The sequence below is a fragment of the Streptomyces sp. R35 genome (genome assembly GCF_041053035.1).
Taxonomy (GTDB): domain Bacteria; phylum Actinomycetota; class Actinomycetes; order Streptomycetales; family Streptomycetaceae; genus Streptomyces; species Streptomyces lutosisoli.
In genome coordinates, this window is the sequence record NZ_CP163440.1 from 795,574 (window position 1) to 813,435 (window position 17,862).

Below are 17,862 nucleotides of genomic sequence, written 5' to 3' on the forward strand. Positions count from 1 at the left end.
CACACTGCACGCTGTGACGGCCGTTCCGGGAGGTAGGACGTGAGCGAGAACCGCTCTGGCGGCAGCGCCCCCACCGTCCTGCGGATGGTTCTCGGGAAGCGGCTTCGGCAGCTACGGGAACAGGCGGGGGTGTCGTTCGAGGACGCCGCACGGGCCATCGAGGTCACTGCGTTGACGGTCCGCCGGATCGAGAAGGCCGAGGTCGGGCTCCGCATCCCGTACGTACGGGAGTTGCTGCACACCTACGGCGTGCCGGCGGCGGAGATCGACGACTTCCTCGCCCTGGCCAGGGAGGCCAACCAGCCCGGCTGGTGGTACAAGTACCGCGACGTACTGCCGGAGTGGTTCAGCGCCTATGTGAGCCTGGAGAGCGAAGCCAGCGTCATCCGCCTCTACGAACCCCACTACGTTCCCGGCCTGTTGCAGACACGCGACTACGCCACCGCACTCATGCGCGTCGGCTTCCCCAACGAGTCGAAGGAGGACATCGCCCGCCGCGTCGCCCTGCGGGTCAAGCGCCAGGACCTGCTCGCCAAGCCGGACGCGCCCGCCATCTGGGCCGTTCTGGACGAGACGGTGCTGCGCCGGCCGGTGGGCGGGGCCGAGGTGATGCGGGCTCAGATCGACCGGCTGCACGAGGTCCTGGACATGCCGAAGGTCCGGATCCAGATCATGCGTTTCAGCGTGGGGGCCCACCCGGGCGCCTTCGGCCCGTTCCACCACTTCCGCTTCGGCTTCTCCGAACTCCCCGACGTCGTCTACACGGAGAGCCTCGTCGGCGCGGTCTACGTCGACCGGCCCGACGACGTCGTCACCTATCTCGAAGTACTGGACCGGATGTCCGTTCAGGCGGAGCCGGTCGCTCGGACCAGGGCCATCCTGGGTGAACTGCGTAAGGAGTTGTGATCCATGGGATCCGTCCACAGCGGCATGTCCGCCGTCGATCTGGGAACCGAGGGCTGGGAGAAGCCCTGGAGCGGCACGAACGGCGGAAGCTGTGTCGAGGCCAAGCGGCTGCCCGACGGCAGCGTCGCCTTCCGTCAGTCCAGGGACCCGGAGGGGCCCGCGCTGGTCTACTCCCGCGACGAGATGATCGCGTTCCTCCAGGGCGCCAAGTCCGGGCAGGCCGACTTTCTGATCGCCTGAGCACCACCACCGCATGGCCCCTGAGGCCACCACTACGCCCGCACAACCGGACAACCCGCACGGCCACTCCCCCTGTGCGGGTTGTCCCCTTCACACTGGGGGAGTCGGTCGTCCGGGAGGGAGTGGGTGCGGGGATGATCCTCCACCAGGCCCTCGCCCAGTGCCGAACGCTGGTCGTCGAGGGTCCCGACGGCATCGGCAGAAGCGGCCTGATCGCCGAACTGGCCCGGCACGGATTCATGATCCGCCGCTCGCGCGGGCACCTTCACCATGTGAACCCCACCCAGCCGTACCGCGAACTCCTCGCCGCACCGGGGCGGTTGGCCGTCGACGGCAGTCTCGTCCACGAGCTGGTCTACGGACCGCTGCGGCGCGGACGTTCCCGGGTGACGTGGATCCAGGCACTCGACTTCGCGGAAGCGGTGGCCGAACGCGACGGCGCCCTCGTCCATGTGACGGGCGTGACGGACGACACCGAGGCGGTCGACGCATACGAGCGGGCGCTGCGCACCCTGTCCCAGCATGTCCCCGTGGTGACCCTCGATGCGGCACAGCTGGGCCGTCCGATCCGCGCTCCCGCTACCCCACAGCCCCAACTCGGGGGCTGTACACAGGCATTGACGATAAGTTAGAGACCGACCGAGTGACATACGGCAGGAGACTTCCCATGGCAGACGGCCACCCCGCCCCCGACCAAGAAGCGCTGTCCAAGATCGACACCACGGTGCCGCACTCGGCTCGCATCTGGAACTACTGGATGGGCGGGAAGGACAACTACGAGGTCGACCGGGTGGCGGGCGACGCCTACCGCGAAGTCGCCCCGAACATCGAGACGATGGCCCGCGCCTCGCGCGGTTATCTGATCCGCACCGTCACCTTCGTGGCCGGCGAACTCGGCATCCGGCAGTTCCTCGACATCGGCACCGGCCTGCCCACGTACGACAACACCCACCAGGTCGCCCAGCGCGTGGCGCCCGAATCCCGGATCGTCTACGTCGACAACGACCCCTTGGTGCTCCGGCACGCCCAGGCGCTGCTGACCAGCACCCCCGAGGGCGTGACCGACTACATCGACGCGGATCTGCACGAGCCCGAGAAGATCATCGAAGCGGCGAGCCGCATCCTGGACTTCGACCAGCCCGTCGCCCTGATGCTCATGGGCATCCTCGGCCATATCCAGGACTACGAGGAGGCCAAGTCGATCGTCCGTCGCCTCCAGGCCGCCCTGCCCTCCGGCAGCTACTTCGTGCACTACGACAGCACCGACACCGACGCCGCGCTCAAGGAGGCCCAGCAGGGCTACGACGACACGGGAGCGATCCCGTACGTCCTGCGCAGCCCCGAGCAGATCACCGCCTATTACGAGGGGCTCGAACTGGTCGAACCCGGCATCGTGTCCTGCCCGCTGTGGCGCCCGGAGCCCGGTACCTCGCCCGAGCCCACGGACGTCCACGGGGGCGTGGCCCTCAAGGCGTGATCAGGCCTGTGCCGTCGGTTCGATGTTCTGGTTGAGGCGGAACAGGTTGTCCGGGTCGCGGTCGGCCTTGATGCGGGCCAGGCGGGCGTAGTTGTCGCGGTAGCTGGCCCGCACACGCTCCTGGCCCTCGTCCATCATCATGTTGACGTAGGCGCCGCCCGCGGAGAACGGGTGCAGGGCGTCGGAGTAGTCGACGCTCCACCGCTTGATGAGTTCGGCGTTGGCCGGGTCGGGGTCCACGCCCGCGAACACGGAGGCCCAGCGCGCGTCGCGGTAGCTCCACGCGGTGTCCGTCGGGGCATGGTCATGCACGGCGCCGTCGATGGGGTACAGATGCATCGTCGACTTCCATGTCGGCAGTTGGGCACCGAACTTGGCGTGCAGGTCGACCGCGTCACCGGGGATCTCGTTGACGAAGTCGGCCCGCCAGTACCACTGGTCGCCGGGCGGGTAGACCCCGTCGAACGCCGACTGGATGGCGGGGTGCGGCATCGGCGCGGGGCCGTGCAGCAGCGGTGCGGGCAGGGCATCGAGCATGGGTGCCATCTCCCTGGCCGCCGCCTCCGTGTCGTCCCCGATACGGCACCACACGACGCCGCAGACCTTGCGCAGATGGATCTCCTCCGGGAACGGCGGGCCCGGTGGGACGGATCCGAACATGAAGAAGGCGTTCAGCTCGCGTGGCGCGTGCGGGATGAAGTCGCGGTAGGCGGCGAGGACTTCGGCACCGAGTTCGACGGGCCAGAAGGTGGGCCCCGCGACGACGTTGCTCACCTCGTGCAGCCGGAACACGAACGAGGTGACGACGCCGAAGTTTCCCCCGCCCCCGCGGATCGCCCAGTACAGGTCGGCGTTCTCGTCGGCGCTCGCCCGCACGGACTCGCCGTTGGCCAGTACGAGGTCGGCCTCCAGGAGATTGTCGATGGTCAGCCCGCATTTGCGCGTGAGGTGCCCGAGGCCGCCGCCCAGCGTGATGCCGCCGACGCCCGTCGTGGAGATGATGCCGCTGGGTGTGGCCAGACCGTGTGCGTTGGTGGCGCGGTCGACCTCGCCCCACACGCAGCCTCCGCCGACGCGTACCGTGCGGGCCTTCGGGTCGACCTCGACGTCCTTGAGCGGGGAGAGATCGAGGACCACGCCGTCGTCGCAGGTTCCCAGGCCCGCTCCGTGATGGCCGCCGCCGCGCACCGCGAGCGGTAGGCCGTGGTCGCGGGCGAAGCCCACGACATGGGAGACGTCCTCGGCGCCGGTGCAGCGAGCCACCAGGGCGGGCCGTCGGTCGATCATCGCGTTGTACACGGTACGGGCCTCGTCGTATCCGGAGTCGTCCGGTCCGATCAACTGCCCTTTGAATCCTGCCAGTTCCTGGCGTGCCGCCTGTGCTGGTGTGATGGACATAAGCATCCCCGTGTCTGGGGACCGGGCCGGGGTCCCGTGTCCGGGTCCCCTCGCCCAGTCCCCCCTGATGGGTCCGATACGCCCGTTCTAGCCCGGTTCCCGGTACGCGGATATCCGTGCCCGCCACCCACCTCGCACCCGGCGGCTACCTAGAGATGGGCCAAGAAGTCCTCCCGGAAGTGTGACGTGAGAGCGAACGGCTCCTGCTGGGCATCGTGGTGCAGCAGACTCATCTCCGACGGCGGTCTTGGGCCAGTGAAACGCGCGCTCTGGACCAGTACGAAGGATCACACCAAGACCGCCGTCTCCGCGATCCGTCGCCACGGCAATCGGTCCATGCGCGAGGTCGTCAGCTTCCGGCGGCGGGAAGCATGCCCAGTTCCACGGCTCGCGCGGCGGCCTGGCGCCGGCTTCGGACGCCAAGTTTGTCCAGCACGGCGGAGACGTGGTTGTCGACCGTGCGCACCGACACCACCAGCTTGTCCGCGATCTCGGGGTTGGTCAGCCCCTCCGCGAGCAGCCGCACGACCTGCAACTGGCGCTCGGTGAGACCGGCGGGATTCTCCCGTGTCACCGCGAGCGGGCCCCGCGGGATCCTGCGCATTCCGAGCGCGCGCAACTCCCCGCGGACCAGGCGGGCGAGCGGCTCCGCACCCAGCGCGTCCAGAGCGGCGAGCGCGGTCAGCTTGTCCTCGGGGTCAGGGCTCTCGGCAAGGGCGGCGGCCTGCTCGTACGGGCAGCCGGCCGCCGCCCAGATGTGGGCGGCCTCGCGCCAGCGGCCCGCGGTCTGGAGAGCGTACGGGTGCTCCGAGCCGTCCGCCTCGACCGGATGACCGGCCTTGGTGAGCCAGTAGCCGAGCTCCGCCCGGTGCGGCATGGCGGACAACCGATGGGCCTCCGCGAACACCGGGCCGGCGGCCTCGGCCACGGCGAGGTGATCGCCTCGCAACCAGGCCGCCTCGGCCAGGGCCGCCGCGACCGGTCCGGTGCGCTGGAGCTCGCTGCTGCGCACCGCGATCTCCCAGGCCTGGGCGAGCAGTTCGTCACCGCCGCTCCTGCCGCGGCGGACTCGTACGCGTGCCAGCACGGTCAGCGCGGGGCAGCGGGCGGGCACGAAGTCGTGTGCGCCGGCCTCGGCGTATTTCTCGGCGTCGTCCCAGGCCCCGGCGGCGAATTGCCGCAGCGCCATCTCGACGTTGAGATAGCTGAGGAAGCCCAAGTGCTCAGCCCGGTCGGCCAGTTCCATCGCCGGGGCCAGGAAGCGGTCGGCCTCGGCGAAGTCGAGGTTTTCGAGCAGGGTCCAGATGATGTTGGCGTAGGCGCGGCACGCGTGCTCGACCTCGCCCGCGCCCAGGGCCACTTTCAGGCTCTCCTCCACCTGCGCCCGTCCCCGTGGGTCGCCGGTCCGCCAGCGGGCGGAGCCGACGTTGTTGAGAGCGTGCGCGAGGATCTCCAGGTCGCCCGCCCGGCGGGCCAGGGCGATGGCGCGCTCACCGACGGCGATCGCCTGCGCATGCCGGTCGGACAGCATGTGCAGCTGGGAGGTGTTGCTCAGCGCCAGCGCGAGCAGCCGGTCGTCGCCCGCCTCTTCCAGTACGGCGATGGCTTCCCGCGCGGCCTCCCGCGCTTCCTCGGCATCACCGGCCCACCAGTGGATCCTCGACAGCCACCGCAGATCCGCACCGAGCGCCCGCGCGTCTCCCAGGGACCTGCGCAGCGCGACCGCCTCCCGCTCGGCGCGGACGGCCGCCCCGGAGTCCGCGATCGTGTAGCTCTCCACGGCGTATCGCTCAAGGAGGCCGGCCAGCTCAAGTGGGGTATGACGCTCGCGCTGCCGCAGGACGAGCCGCAGGTGGGCGGCGGCTTCGCGGTGTGCGCCCGCGCGGGAGGCGTCCCGGGCGGCGTCGGGTCCGTAGCGCGCGATCGCCTCCTGGTCGCCGGCCTCCGCCGCGTGATGCACGATCCGTGACGCGTCGGAACCCGGCAGGGCGACGAGCGCGGCCAGCACGTCCCGGTTCAGTTCGATCCGCCGTGCGGCGGGCAGTGAGTCGGCGATGGCGCGGCGGATCAACTCGTGCCGGAACCCCGCCCGCTCCGGCGTGACGACCAGCAGCCCGCGCCGCTCGGCCGCAGCCAGCTCGGCCATCCCTTCCGCCAACAGTGCGTTGACCAGCGGGCGTTCCACCGCGGACGGCACCACGGCCAGCTGCTCCAGCGCGTCCCGGGTCCCGTCGTCCAGCCCCCGCAGCCGGGCCAGTACGGCGTCCACCACCGTCGGCGGCACACCGCCGGTGCCACCGGCCGCCACCACCTCGGCGACGAAGAACGGATTGCCCGACGTCACCTCGTACACCTCGGCCGGATCCAGTCGGCTGGCCGCGCTCAGCCTGCGTACGGCCTCCGGTGAGAGCCGGGGCAGCGGCAGGCGGTGCACCCGCTCCGCCCGGGACACCTGACCGAGCAGATGGCGCAGCGGGTGCTCACGGCCCAGTTCGTCGTCCCGGTATGTCAGGACCAGCACGGCCGGGAGCCGCTCCACCCGGCGGACCAGGAAGCGCAGGGCGTCGAGCGACGCCTCGTCGGCCCAGTGCACGTCCTCGACGACGAGTACCGCGGGGTGCGGTGCCCCTCTCAGCTCGATCCGCAGGGCGTCGTACACCCGATGACGGTCGCCGCCCTCGGTGAGCGCCTGTGCCAGTTCCGGGCCGACGCTTCCGACAAGGTCACGGAAGGGTCCCAGCGGCCGTCGCGTCGCGAGATCGTCGCACTCCCCCAGCAGCACCCGCGCCTCGGGTGGCATGACCTCCGGCAGGGCCTTCACCAGGCTGGACTTGCCGATACCGGCCTCGCCGAAGACAAGCGCCACCGATCCGGCGCCGTCGGCCGCTTCCCGCGCGGCGGCAGCCAGTCGGGCGAGCTCGTGGTCGCGTTCGAGGATCCCCCAATCCACGGCGCAATTCTGGCACAGCCGCGCTTTTCCGGCGGGGTCTCGGCGAACTCGCGGGTGCCGCGTGTACGGGTGAGGAGCTTGCCCGGATCAGGTCGCGGACCGCCCGCGCCGTGTCTCGGTCCGGTGCGGGCGGGACAGCAGCACGAGACTGCGGGGTTCGACATGGACGTCGGTGCCGGCCTTGCGTTCCGACTCGTCCGGCAGGCCCTGCGGATCGGCGGTGTCGATCCGCACCGTCCATCGCTCGCCGTAGTCGGCGTCCGGCAGGCGGAAGACCACGGGCTCCCAGTAACTGTTCAGGAGCAGCAGGAAGGAGTCGTCGGCCACGGGGTCGCCGTACGGGTCGGACTCGGCGATGGCGTCACCGTTGAGGAAGACGGCGACGGCGTGGGCGTCGGGGCGCCGCCAGTCCTCGTCCGTCATCTCGCGGGCGTCCGGCCGCAGCCACATCAGGTCCGGCAGCGGCTGATGCTCGTGCGTCGCGGTGTCGCCGAGGAAGAAGCGGCGGCGCCGCAGTACCGGGTGGGCGGCGCGCAGGGCGATGGCGCGCCGGGTGAACTCCATGAGCTCGCGCTGGTCGTCGCTCAGGTTCCAGTCGATCCAGGAGATCTCGTTGTCCTGGCAGTAGGCGTTGTTGTTGCCCCGCTGGGTGCGGCCGAGTTCGTCGCCGTGAGCGATCATCGGGACGCCCTGGGACAGCAGCAGGGTGGCGAGGAAGTTGCGCTGCTGGCGGGCGCGCAGCTCCAGCACCCCCTCGTCGTCCGTGGGGCCTTCGACGCCGCAGTTCCAGGAGCGGTTGACGCTCTCGCCGTCCCGGTTGTCCTCGCCGTTGGCCTCGTTGTGCTTGTCGTTGTACGAGACCAGGTCGCGCAGGGTGAATCCGTCGTGCGCGGTGACGAAGTTGATGCCGGCGCGCGGCCGCCGCCGGTCGTGCTGGTAGAGATCGGACGAGCCGGTCAGCCGGGACGCGAACTCGCCGAGCGTGCGATCGCCGGCGCGCCAGAAGTCCCGGACGGAATCACGGTACTTGCCGTTCCACTCGGACCACAGCGGCGGGAAGTTGCCCACCTGATAGCCGCCCTCACCGACGTCCCAGGGCTCGGCGATGAGCTTCACCCGGCCGACGACCGGATCCTGCTGGACCAGGTCGAAGAACGCCGACAGCCGGTCCACCTCGTGGAACTGCCGTGCCAGGGCGGCCGCGAGGTCGAAGCGGAACCCGTCGACGTGCATCTCGGTGACCCAGTACCGCAGCGAGTCCATGATCAGCTGGAGCACGTTGGGGTGCCGCATCAGCAGACTGTTCCCGGTGCCGGTGGTGTCGTAGTAGTGCGCGCGGTCGCCTTCCACCAGACGGTAGTACGAGGCGTTGTCGATGCCCCGGAAGGAGAGCGTGGGGCCGTTCTCGTTGCCCTCGGCCGTGTGGTTGTAGACGACATCGAGGATCACTTCGAGACCGGCCGCGTGCAGCGCCTTGACCATCGACTTGAACTCGGTGACCTGCTGTCCGCGGGTGCCGTGGGCGGCGTAGGCGTGGTGCGGCGCGAAGAAGCCGATCGTGTTGTAGCCCCAGTGGTTGGACAGGCCGCGGTCGCGGAGGAAACCGTCCTGGGCGAACTGGTGCACCGGCATCAGCTCGACGGCCGTCACTCCCAGCGAGGTCAGGTGCTCGACGACCGCCGGGTGGGCCAGTCCCAGGTAGGTGCCGCGCAGTGCGGCCGGAACCTCGGGGTGCGTGCGGGTCAGACCGCGCACATGGGCCTCGTAGATCACCGTCTCCGCGTACGGGTGCCTCGGCGGACGGTCGTCGCCCCACTCGAAGGCCGGGTCGGTCACCACGCCGAGCAGGGTGTGACCGGCGCTGTCGGCCGGGGATGGCCCGTCGGGTGCGTGCTCGAAGACCGAGGCGTCGTTGCCGGCCTGTCCGTCGACGGCCCTGGCGTACGGGTCGAGCAGCAGTTTCGCCGGATTGCACCGGTGGCCGGCGGCCGGGTCCCAGGGGCCGTGCACCCGGTAGCCGTAGCGCTGCCCTGGGCCGACGCCGGGGAGGTAGCAGTGCCACACGAAGCCGTCGACCTCGGTCAGCGTGACCGTACGGGTACGAGAGTCGCCGGACGCGCCGAACGCGTCGATCAGGACAAGATCGACGCGTTCGGCGACTTCGGTGAACAGGGCGAAGTTGGTTCCTTCGCCGTCGTATGTCGCGCCCAGTGGATAGGGGCGCCCGTTCCAGGTGCGCACACGATCACCGTACGGCGATCACGGCCGCGGTGCCGTCACAACGTCTCCGGGTGACGGTCACCGCGCAGGTGCCGTCACGGGATCACCCGACGGCGACGGGAGCCTCCTTCTCGTCGAGGGGGCCGGCGAACGCCGGCTCCGGCAGCGGTACCTGGCGAGGCGCCTGGCGCGCCTCCCGCAGGCTGGGCGCGGGTGCGGCCGGGACCAGCGGGGCGCGTTCCGCGGCCCGGGCCCGCCACGAGAACCAGATGATCTTGCCGCCGGCGCCGGTGGCGCAGCAGCCCCAGCCGTCACTCAGCGCGGCGATCTGCGCGAGGCAGCCCTGCGGCGCGTTGTGCGGTCGGATGTCCTGGCTGTTGTCGGAGACGGCCGCGATGAGGTGCTGGCCGTTCCACCACATCTCGATGGTCGTGTTCTTGTCCGCCGCGTGCTCCTCGATCGTGTGGAGCAGCGCTTCGGCGCAGTGGCAGACGGACTCGACGAGAATTTCCAGATTCCAGTACCGGAGGTGCGCGGCCAGAATGCGCCTGACCTGCCCGACCCTTTCCGGGCTGACCTCCACGTCGAGGTGGTAATAGCAGGGCACTGCAGCTTTCATCGTCGTTGGCTCCTCACCGGCGAAGCTCTTGCTTCTCCTCGCCCCTGCGGGCCGAGCCCCGAACACGAAGCGTGAGCAATGATCGCTTCTGAGTCAGTCCCAGAGTGAGAGTGCTACTCCATTCGTGCAACACGAGAGCGCCCACCAATATTGTTGAAGACCTAACAAGACGCTCGGTGGCGGTACGGGCACCATGAGTGAGAGCTCCGATCTCCGTAACGGATCGGTGCCTCTGCGTGCACGGCCCTCACCCGCCACCCAGGCGAGCCGTGCGCGGTCCAAAGAGTGGGAAGGTGACCAGCGTGATGCTGCTGCCTGCCAAAGCCGAGGTCGCCAGGCATCTGGAGCGATACCGGGCCTGGGAACGCCTGTTGCTCGCGGCCCCCGCCGACCACGAGGTGCGGGGCAATTTCGAGAACACCGGGTACACCCTGTGCGTCCTGATGGGGAAGCGCTGCGCGCGGGAGGCCGCGGACGCCGCCGAGCACTATCTGCGGGATGTTCCGGCACGGATCTGAACCGGTTCGGCGTGACGCGGATCCCAACCGCGGGTTGGGCTCAACGACGGCGGAGGCGAAACCCATGGACACAACCCCGGACACCGGCCGCATCCCGATCGTGGATGTCCGTCCGGTCGTCGAGAACGGCAACCGCCCCGCGAAGGCGGTCGCCGGCGAGACCTTCGAAGTCACCGCCACTGTCTTCGGCGAGGGCCAGGACGCGGTCGCCGCCAATGTCGTGCTGCGCGACCCGAGCGGCCGCCTCGGCCCGTGGACGCCGATGCGCGAACTCACCCCCGGCAGCGACCGCTGGGGCGCCCACGTCACACCGGACGAAATCGGCCACTGGACCTATCTGGTGGAGGCGTGGAGCGACCCCGTCGCCGCCTGGCGCCGCGCCGCCGAGATCAAGGTCCCGGCCGGGATCGACCTCGGGCTGATCCTGGAGGAGGGCGCCACCCTGTACGAGCGCGCCGCCGCGGGAGTACCGGAGTCGGCGGGCCGGGACGCGGTGCTCGCCGCCGCGAACGCCCTGCGCGACGATTCCCGGGCACCGGCCGCCCGACTCGCGGCCGCCCTCACCCCGGAAGCGGAGTCCGCCCTCGCCGAGCACCCGCTGCGTGAACGGCTCACCCGCTCACTGCCGTTGCCCCTGCTCGTGGAACGGAAACGGGCGCTGTACGGCGCGTGGTACGAGTTCTTCCCCCGGTCGGAGAGCGGACAGTCCGAGAGCGGGCAACCGGAGAACGGGCAGCCGGGCGTGCCGGTGCACGGCACGTTCCGCACGGCCGCCGAACGCCTGCCCGCCATCGCGGAGATGGGCTTCGACGTCGTCTATCTGCCCCCGGTCCACCCCATCGGGAGGACCTTCCGCAAGGGCCCCAACAACAGCCTGTCGGCGAGCCGTTCGGATGTCGGTGTGCCCTGGGCGATCGGCTCCCCGGAGGGCGGGCACGACGCCGTCCATCCGGACCTGGGCACGATCGACGACTTCGACGCGTTCGTACGCCGGGCAGCGGACCTGAACCTCGAAGTCGCCCTCGACTTCGCCCTCCAGTGCTCCCCCGACCACCCGTGGGTGGAGAAGCACCCCGAGTGGTTCCACCACCGGCTGGACGGCACGATCGCGTACGCCGAGAACCCGCCGAAGAAGTACCAGGACATCTATCCGATCGCCTTCGACCAGGACATGCCGGGGCTGATCGCCGAGACCGTACGGCTGCTGCGTTTCTGGATGGATCACGGCGTACGGATCTTCCGCGTCGACAACCCGCACACCAAGCCGGTGGTGTTCTGGGAGCGGGTCATCGCCGAGATCAACCGCATCGACCCGGACGTGATCTTCCTGGCGGAGGCGTTCACCCGCCCGGCGATCATGCACCGGCTCGCGACGGTCGGTTTCCAGCAGTCGTACACGTACTTCACCTGGCGCGACACCAAGGAGGAGCTGACCGGCTATCTCACCGAACTCTCCGGTGAGACGGCCGCGTTCATGCGCCCCAACTTCTTTGTCAACACCCCCGACATCCTGCCCGGCTACCTCCAGCGAGGGGGTCGGCCGGCCTTCGAGGTGCGGGCCGTGCTCGCCGCGACTCTCTCACCGGCGTGGGGGATGTACTCCGGATACGAGCTGTGCGAGAACACCCCCGTCAGGCAGGACAGCGAGGAGTACCTCGACTCCGAGAAGTACCAACTGCGGCCGCGCGACTGGGCGTCGGCCGAGCGCGAGGGCAGGTCGATCGCGCCGCTGATCACCCGGCTGAACCGGATCAGACGGCGCCACAAGGCCCTGCACGAGCTCAGGAACCTCCACTTCCACTCGGCGGACAACGACGCCCTCATCGCGTACAGCAAGCGCACGGGCGACGACACGGTTGTGGTGGTGGCGAACCTCGATCCTCACCACACCCAGGACGGCACGGTCTCGTTGGACATGCGGCACATCGGCCTGGACTGGGACGAGTCGGTGCCGGTGCGCGACGAGCTCACCGGCGAGACCTACCACTGGGGCAGGGCCAACTATGTGCGTCTGGGACCGGGCGGTGCGCATGTGCTCACCGTCGGCCCCTCGTCGCGGATCGGAGCGTCACCCGCATGATGGTCAACGAGCCCGTCCCGGACACGTTCGAGGACACACCGGTCAAGGACCGTGATCCCGAATGGTTCAAACGCGCCGTCTTCTACGAGGTCCTGGTCCGTTCCTTCCAGGACAGCGACGGCGACGGTGTCGGCGACCTCAAGGGCCTCACCGCGCGACTGGACTATCTGCAGTGGCTGGGCGTCGACTGCCTGTGGCTGCCGCCGTTCTTCAAGTCCCCTCTGCGGGACGGCGGGTACGACGTCTCGGACTACACCGCGGTGCTGCCCGAGTTCGGTGACCTGGCGGACTTCGTCGAGTTCGTGGACGCCGCCCACCAGCGCGGCATGCGGGTGATCATCGACTTCGTGATGAACCACACCAGCGACCAGCACCCGTGGTTCCAGGAGTCGCGGTCGAATCCGGACGGCCCGTACGGCGACTACTACGTCTGGGCCGACGACGACAAGCAGTACCAGGACGCCCGGATCATCTTCGTCGACACCGAGGCCTCCAACTGGACCTTCGACCCGGTCCGCAAGCAGTACTTCTGGCACCGCTTCTTCTCGCACCAGCCGGACCTCAACTACGAGAACCCGCGAGTCCAGGAAGAGATCCTGGCGGCACTGCGCTTCTGGCTCGATCTGGGCATCGACGGCTTCCGTCTCGATGCGGTGCCGTACCTCTACCAGGTGGAGGGGACGAACTGCGAGAACCTCCCCGCCACCCATGACTTCCTGAAGCGGGTCCGTACCGAGATCGACGCCCTCTATCCGGACACGGTGCTGCTCGCTGAGGCGAACCAGTGGCCCGAGGACGTGGTCGACTACTTCGGCGACTTCCGAGCCGGCGGCGACGAATGCCACATGGCCTTCCACTTCCCGGTCATGCCCCGCATCTTCATGGCCGTACGTCGGGAGTCCCGCTACCCGGTGTCGGAAATCCTCGCCAAGACGCCCGCCATCCCGTCCGGCTGCCAGTGGGGCATCTTCCTGCGCAACCACGACGAGCTGACCCTGGAAATGGTCACCGACGAGGAACGCGACTACATGTACGCGGAGTACGCCAAGGACCCGCGCATGCGCGCCAACATCGGCATCCGCCGCCGCCTGGCCCCGCTGCTGGACAACGACCGCAACCAGATCGAACTCTTCACCGCCCTGCTGCTGTCCCTGCCCGGCTCGCCGATCCTCTACTACGGCGACGAGATCGGCATGGGCGACAACATCTGGCTCGGCGACCGCGACGCCGTCCGCACCCCCATGCAGTGGACCCCCGACCGCAACGCCGGCTTCTCCTCCTGCGACCCCGGCCGCCTCTTCCTCCCCACGATCATGGACCCCGTCTACGGCTACCAGGTCACCAACGTCGAGGCGTCGATGTCGTCACCGTCGTCGCTCCTGCACTGGACCCGCCGCATGATCGAGATCCGCAAACAGAACAAGGCATTCGGCCTCGGCTCCTACACGGAACTCCAGTCCTCCAACCCAGCGGTCATCGCCTTCCTGCGCGAATACAAGGACGACCTCGTCCTGTGCGTCCACAACTTCTCCCGTTTCGCCCAGCCCACCGAACTGGACCTCCGCGTATTCGACGGACGCCACCCGGTGGAGCTGATCGGCGGGGTGCGCTTCCCGGCCATCGGTGAGCTCCCGTACCTGCTGACCCTGGCAGGACACGGCTTCTACTGGTTCCGGCTGCGGCGCGCTGTCGCACCCGGCGCCACCAGGCGTTCTTGACCGTGTGCCGCCGCCCGCTCCCCCAGCCCACATGCCTCAGGCTCCACCAGCCCGCATGCCTCAGAAAGGACGTGTCGCCATGGCGAAGACCGCGCTGCACCGTCCCAGCGGCCTCGGCACCGCTCCGCTGCTGACCTCGCTAGCCGAGTTGCTGCGTGCTTGGCTCCCTCGGCAGCGCTGGTTCGCGGGCAAGGGCAGGCCCGTCACCGATCTGAGCCTGATATCGACGACCGAGTTGTACCCGGGGTGCCTGCATCTCCTGGTCCGCACCGAACACCTCGGCCCGCCCGCCCACGGCGGCCCCGGCACTCCCCCGCCCGACGACTGCTACCAACTGCTCGTCGGAGTACGGGACGTTCTGCCGCCGCGTCTCGCCCACGCCGTCATCGGACGGGCGAGCGCGGGCCCGCTGGCCGACCTGATCGTGTACGACGCCCTCCACGACCCCAGGGCGGCGGGCCTGCTCCTGGAGCGCCTGCGCCGGCCGGGCACCGTGGGCCCGCTGCGCTTCGAGCGCGACACACGCGTGACGGTGCCCGCCGGTCTCGCTCCACGTCTCCTGGACGCCGAACAGTCCAACACCTCCCTGGTGTACGGGGATTCGTTCATCCTGAAGATCTTCCGCCGCGTCCAGCCCGGCATCAACCCCGACCTGGAGGTGCCGTGGGCGCTGGCCCGGCAGGGCTGTACCCGCGTGCCCGCTCCCGCCGCGTGGTTCCGGACCTCGCGACCGCAGGAAGCGACACTCGGCGTCCTTCAGCCGTACCTGCGCGAGGCCGCCGACGGCTGGACTCTCGCGCTCGAATCCCTCGTCCTGGGGCGGGAGTTCACCGAGGAGGCGTACGAACTGGGACGGGCGACGGCTGAGGTACATCTGGCACTGGCCTCGGCGTTCCCCGTCGATGTGCCGAGCCCCCGCCAGAACAATCGCCTCGCGGCTGCGATGAGTGAGCGTCTCGACGCCGCTGTCCGATCCGTTCCCGAACTCCGGCCGCACGCAACGGGCTTGAGGTCCGCCTTCGACGCGCTCGCAGCCCTCGACGGGGCGGTCCGTCCCGCACAGCGGATTCACGGCGACCTCCACCTCGGCCAAGTCCTGCGGGCCGGACAGCAGTGGTCCGTCATCGACTTCGAGGGCGAGCCGGCCCGCCCGCTCACCGAACGCCGACGCGTCCAGTCCCCCGTGCGCGATGTCGCGGGCATGCTGCGCTCCTTCGACTACGCGGCCCGTTCCCGCCACCCATGGCGTCCCGAGTGGGCGCAGAGCTGCCGTGAGGCCTACTGCGCCGGCTATGCCGCCGAGGCGGCCTGGGACCCGCGCGAGGAGCCCGAGCTGCTGCGCGCGTACGAGACGGACAGGGCCGTGTACGAGGTGCTGTACGAGGCGAGACACCGTCCTGACTGGCTGCCCGTGCCGATGGCGGCGGTCAGGCGGCTCGCCGAACGCTGCTGAAGGCCCTCCGGCAGTGCTGCCCCGCCCGCCCTATCCCCCCTCTTGAGGAGGCTGACGTCGTGACAGTTCGCACCGCATCGGTGAGCGTCCAACCGGCCGCTGCCGCTTCGTTGAACGCGACAGACCGGGGGCGACTGCTGTCGGGCGCCCACCACGATCCGCACGCGCTGCTCGGCGCACACCCGGTGCCGGGCGGCGTCGTCTTCCGGGCGCTGCGGCCGTACGCCCAGGCAGTGGCCGTGGTGATCGATGGAACGCGCACGCGGCTGGACGACATCGGCGACGGGCTCTTCTCCCGCGTACTGCCGCTCGACGCCCTCCCCGAGTACACACTGTCGGTGACGTACGACGGCACCGAGTCCGAGGTGCAGGACCCGTACCGTTTTCTGCCCGCACTCGGCGAACTCGATCTCCACCTGATCGGCGAGGGCCGGCACGAGGAGCTGTGGACCGCGCTGGGCGCCCACCCGATGACCCACGAGGGCGTCCTCGGTACCCGCTTCACGGTCTGGGCCCCGAACGCACAGGGGGTCAGGGTCTGCGGGGACTTCTGCCACTGGGACGGCAACACGGGATTCCCGATGCGCTCGCTCGGCTCCTCCGGTGTCTGGGAGCTCTTCCTTCCCGGCATCGGCGAGGGCACGCTCTACAAGTTCGACATCACCCGCCCCGACGGCACGCGCACGCTGCGCGCCGACCCGATGGCCCGGCGTACCGAGGTGCCTCCGGCGACGGCCTCGATCGTGACGGAGTCGTCCCACGTGTGGGGGGATGCCGAGTGGATGGCGGGACGGGCGGCGCAGCACCCCATGCACGAGGCTCCGTTCTCCGTCTACGAAGTGCATCTGGCGTCCTGGCGCCCCGGGCTGACGTATCGCCAACTGGCAGAACAACTACCGGCATACATCGGCGACTTGGGCTTCACCCATGTGCAGTTCATGCCGGTGGCCGAGCATCCCTTCGGCGGATCGTGGGGCTACCAGATCACCGGCTTCTACGCCCCGACGGCGAGGCTGGGCACCCCGGACGACTTCAAGTACCTGGTGGACGCGCTGCACAGGGCAGGCATCGGCGTCCTGATGGACTGGGTTCCGGCCCACTTCCCGCGCGACGACTGGGCGCTGGCCGAGTTCGACGGCCGACCGCTCTACGAGCACGAGGACCCGCTGCGGGCCGCGCACCCCGACTGGGGCACCCTGGAGTTCGACTACGGACGCCGCGAGGTCCGCAACTTCCTCGTCGCCAACGCCGTGTACTGGTGCGAGGAGTTCCACATCGACGGCCTGCGCGTCGACGCCGTCGCCTCGATGCTCTACCTCGACTACTCCCGCGAGCCGGGCCAATGGGTGCCCAACGAACACGGGGGCCGCGAGAACCTCGACGCGGTCGCCTTCCTCCAGGAGATGAACGCCACCGTGTACCGCCGCAACCCCGGCGTGGTCACCATCGCGGAGGAATCCACAGCCTGGGACGGCGTCACCCGGGCGACTTCTGACGGAGGTCTGGGCTTCGGCCTGAAGTGGAACATGGGGTGGATGCACGACTCGCTCGAATACATGCAGCGCGAGCCGATCCATCGCCAGTACCACCACAACGAGATGACGTTCTCGATGGTGTACGCCTACAGCGAGAACTACGTCCTGCCCATCTCCCACGACGAGGTCGTCCACGGCAAACGCTCACTCGTCTCGAAGATGCCCGGCGACTGGTGGCAGCAACGCGCCAACACCCGCGCCTACCTCGGCTTCATGTGGGCCCACCCCGGCAAACAACTCCTCTTCATGGGACAGGAATTCGCCCAGGGCGCCGAATGGTCCGAGGCACACGGCCCCGACTGGTGGCTCCTCGACCCCGCCTACGGAGCGGAGCCGGACCACCGGGGCATACGCGACCTCGTCCGCGACCTCAACACCCTCTACGCCCGCGAACCCGCTCTCTGGCAACGCGACACCGACCCCACCGGCTTCACCTGGATCGCCGGCGACGCCGCCGAGGACAACGTCTTCGCCTTCCTCCGCCACGACGCCGACGGCACCCCACTCCTGGCCGTGTCCAACTTCTCCCCCGCCGTCCGCCACGGCTACCGCCTCGGCGTCCCCGAAGACATCCCCGCCTGGCACGAGATCCTGAACACCGACGCCGCCCACTACGGCGGCAGCAACGTCCTCAACCAGGACCCCGTCAAACCCGAACCCCACCCCACCCACGGCCGCCCCACCAGCATCCAACTCACCCTCCCACCCCTCGCCACCCTCTGGCTCCGCCCCGCCTAAACGTTCTCCG

Annotated in this window: 12 protein-coding genes and 1 pseudogene; 9 read left to right on the forward strand and 4 right to left on the reverse strand. The window is 69.5% G+C overall.

Annotated features, from left to right (window positions below):
* Positions 1 to 39: 39 nt before the first annotated feature.
* The 4 genes from AB5J50_RS04005 to AB5J50_RS04020 all read left to right on the forward strand — a co-directional run bounded on the left by AB5J50_RS04005 (position 40) and on the right by AB5J50_RS04020 (position 2,623).
* Entirely contained in the window at positions 40 to 906 is an 867-nt protein-coding gene (locus tag AB5J50_RS04005) for a helix-turn-helix domain-containing protein (protein ID WP_369254924.1), read from the forward strand.
* Between the two features lie 3 nt (positions 907 to 909).
* Positions 910 to 1,146: a DUF397 domain-containing protein gene (locus tag AB5J50_RS04010; protein WP_327426220.1), complete on the forward strand. Its 237-nt coding sequence runs from the start codon at positions 910 to 912 to the stop codon at positions 1,144 to 1,146.
* Between the two features lie 134 nt (positions 1,147 to 1,280).
* Positions 1,281 to 1,778 carry a hypothetical protein gene (locus tag AB5J50_RS04015; RefSeq protein ID WP_327426221.1) on the forward strand — a complete coding sequence of 166 codons (498 nt, stop codon included), beginning with the start codon at positions 1,281 to 1,283 and terminating at the stop codon, positions 1,776 to 1,778.
* 35 nt (positions 1,779 to 1,813) lie between these two features.
* On the forward strand, positions 1,814 to 2,623 hold the full coding sequence (locus AB5J50_RS04020) for an SAM-dependent methyltransferase (RefSeq protein ID WP_369254927.1): 810 nt from the start codon (positions 1,814 to 1,816) through the stop codon (positions 2,621 to 2,623).
* Here the strand turns inward: AB5J50_RS04020 and AB5J50_RS04025 are convergent, their stop codons facing one another.
* The 4 genes from AB5J50_RS04025 to AB5J50_RS04040 form a co-directional block, all read right to left on the reverse strand.
* Complete coding sequence (locus AB5J50_RS04025; RefSeq protein WP_369254929.1) at positions 2,624 to 4,021, reverse strand: FAD-binding oxidoreductase; 1,398 nt, start codon at positions 4,019 to 4,021, stop codon at positions 2,624 to 2,626. It abuts the gene before it with no gap.
* A gap of 349 nt (positions 4,022 to 4,370) precedes the next feature.
* The gene (locus AB5J50_RS04030) at positions 4,371 to 6,971 is read right to left on the reverse strand and encodes an AAA family ATPase (protein WP_369254931.1); all 2,601 of its coding nucleotides are present in this window, start codon (positions 6,969 to 6,971) and stop codon (positions 4,371 to 4,373) included.
* A gap of 87 nt (positions 6,972 to 7,058) precedes the next feature.
* Positions 7,059 to 9,212, reverse strand: coding sequence for a glycogen debranching protein GlgX (gene glgX, locus AB5J50_RS04035; RefSeq protein ID WP_369254933.1), 2,154 nt, complete (start codon positions 9,210 to 9,212; stop codon positions 7,059 to 7,061).
* Between the two features lie 82 nt (positions 9,213 to 9,294).
* Positions 9,295 to 9,810: a pep a2 gene (locus AB5J50_RS04040; RefSeq protein ID WP_327426226.1), complete on the reverse strand. Its 516-nt coding sequence runs from the start codon at positions 9,808 to 9,810 to the stop codon at positions 9,295 to 9,297.
* Between the two features lie 305 nt (positions 9,811 to 10,115).
* On the opposite strand from AB5J50_RS04040, the pseudogene AB5J50_RS04045 reads away from it, so the two are divergent.
* From AB5J50_RS04045 to glgB, 5 genes and pseudogenes are all read left to right on the forward strand, one after another.
* Positions 10,116 to 10,307, forward strand: a pseudogene (locus tag AB5J50_RS04045) (DUF5133 domain-containing protein); the annotation flags it as partial.
* Between the two features lie 85 nt (positions 10,308 to 10,392).
* Positions 10,393 to 12,408, forward strand: a complete 2,016-nt coding sequence (locus tag AB5J50_RS04050) for an alpha-1,4-glucan--maltose-1-phosphate maltosyltransferase (RefSeq protein WP_369254935.1) — start codon at positions 10,393 to 10,395, stop codon at positions 12,406 to 12,408.
* On the forward strand, positions 12,405 to 14,126 hold the full coding sequence (treS, locus tag AB5J50_RS04055; protein ID WP_369254937.1) for a maltose alpha-D-glucosyltransferase: 1,722 nt from the start codon (positions 12,405 to 12,407) through the stop codon (positions 14,124 to 14,126). Before AB5J50_RS04050 ends, treS begins: the two co-directional genes overlap by 4 nt.
* A 79-nt stretch (positions 14,127 to 14,205) precedes the next feature.
* Positions 14,206 to 15,579 carry a maltokinase gene (locus AB5J50_RS04060; protein ID WP_369254938.1) on the forward strand — a complete coding sequence of 458 codons (1,374 nt, stop codon included), beginning with the start codon at positions 14,206 to 14,208 and terminating at the stop codon, positions 15,577 to 15,579.
* A gap of 59 nt (positions 15,580 to 15,638) precedes the next feature.
* On the forward strand, positions 15,639 to 17,852 hold the full coding sequence (gene glgB, locus AB5J50_RS04065) for a 1,4-alpha-glucan branching enzyme (protein ID WP_369254940.1): 2,214 nt from the start codon (positions 15,639 to 15,641) through the stop codon (positions 17,850 to 17,852).
* Positions 17,853 to 17,862 lie beyond the last annotated feature (10 nt).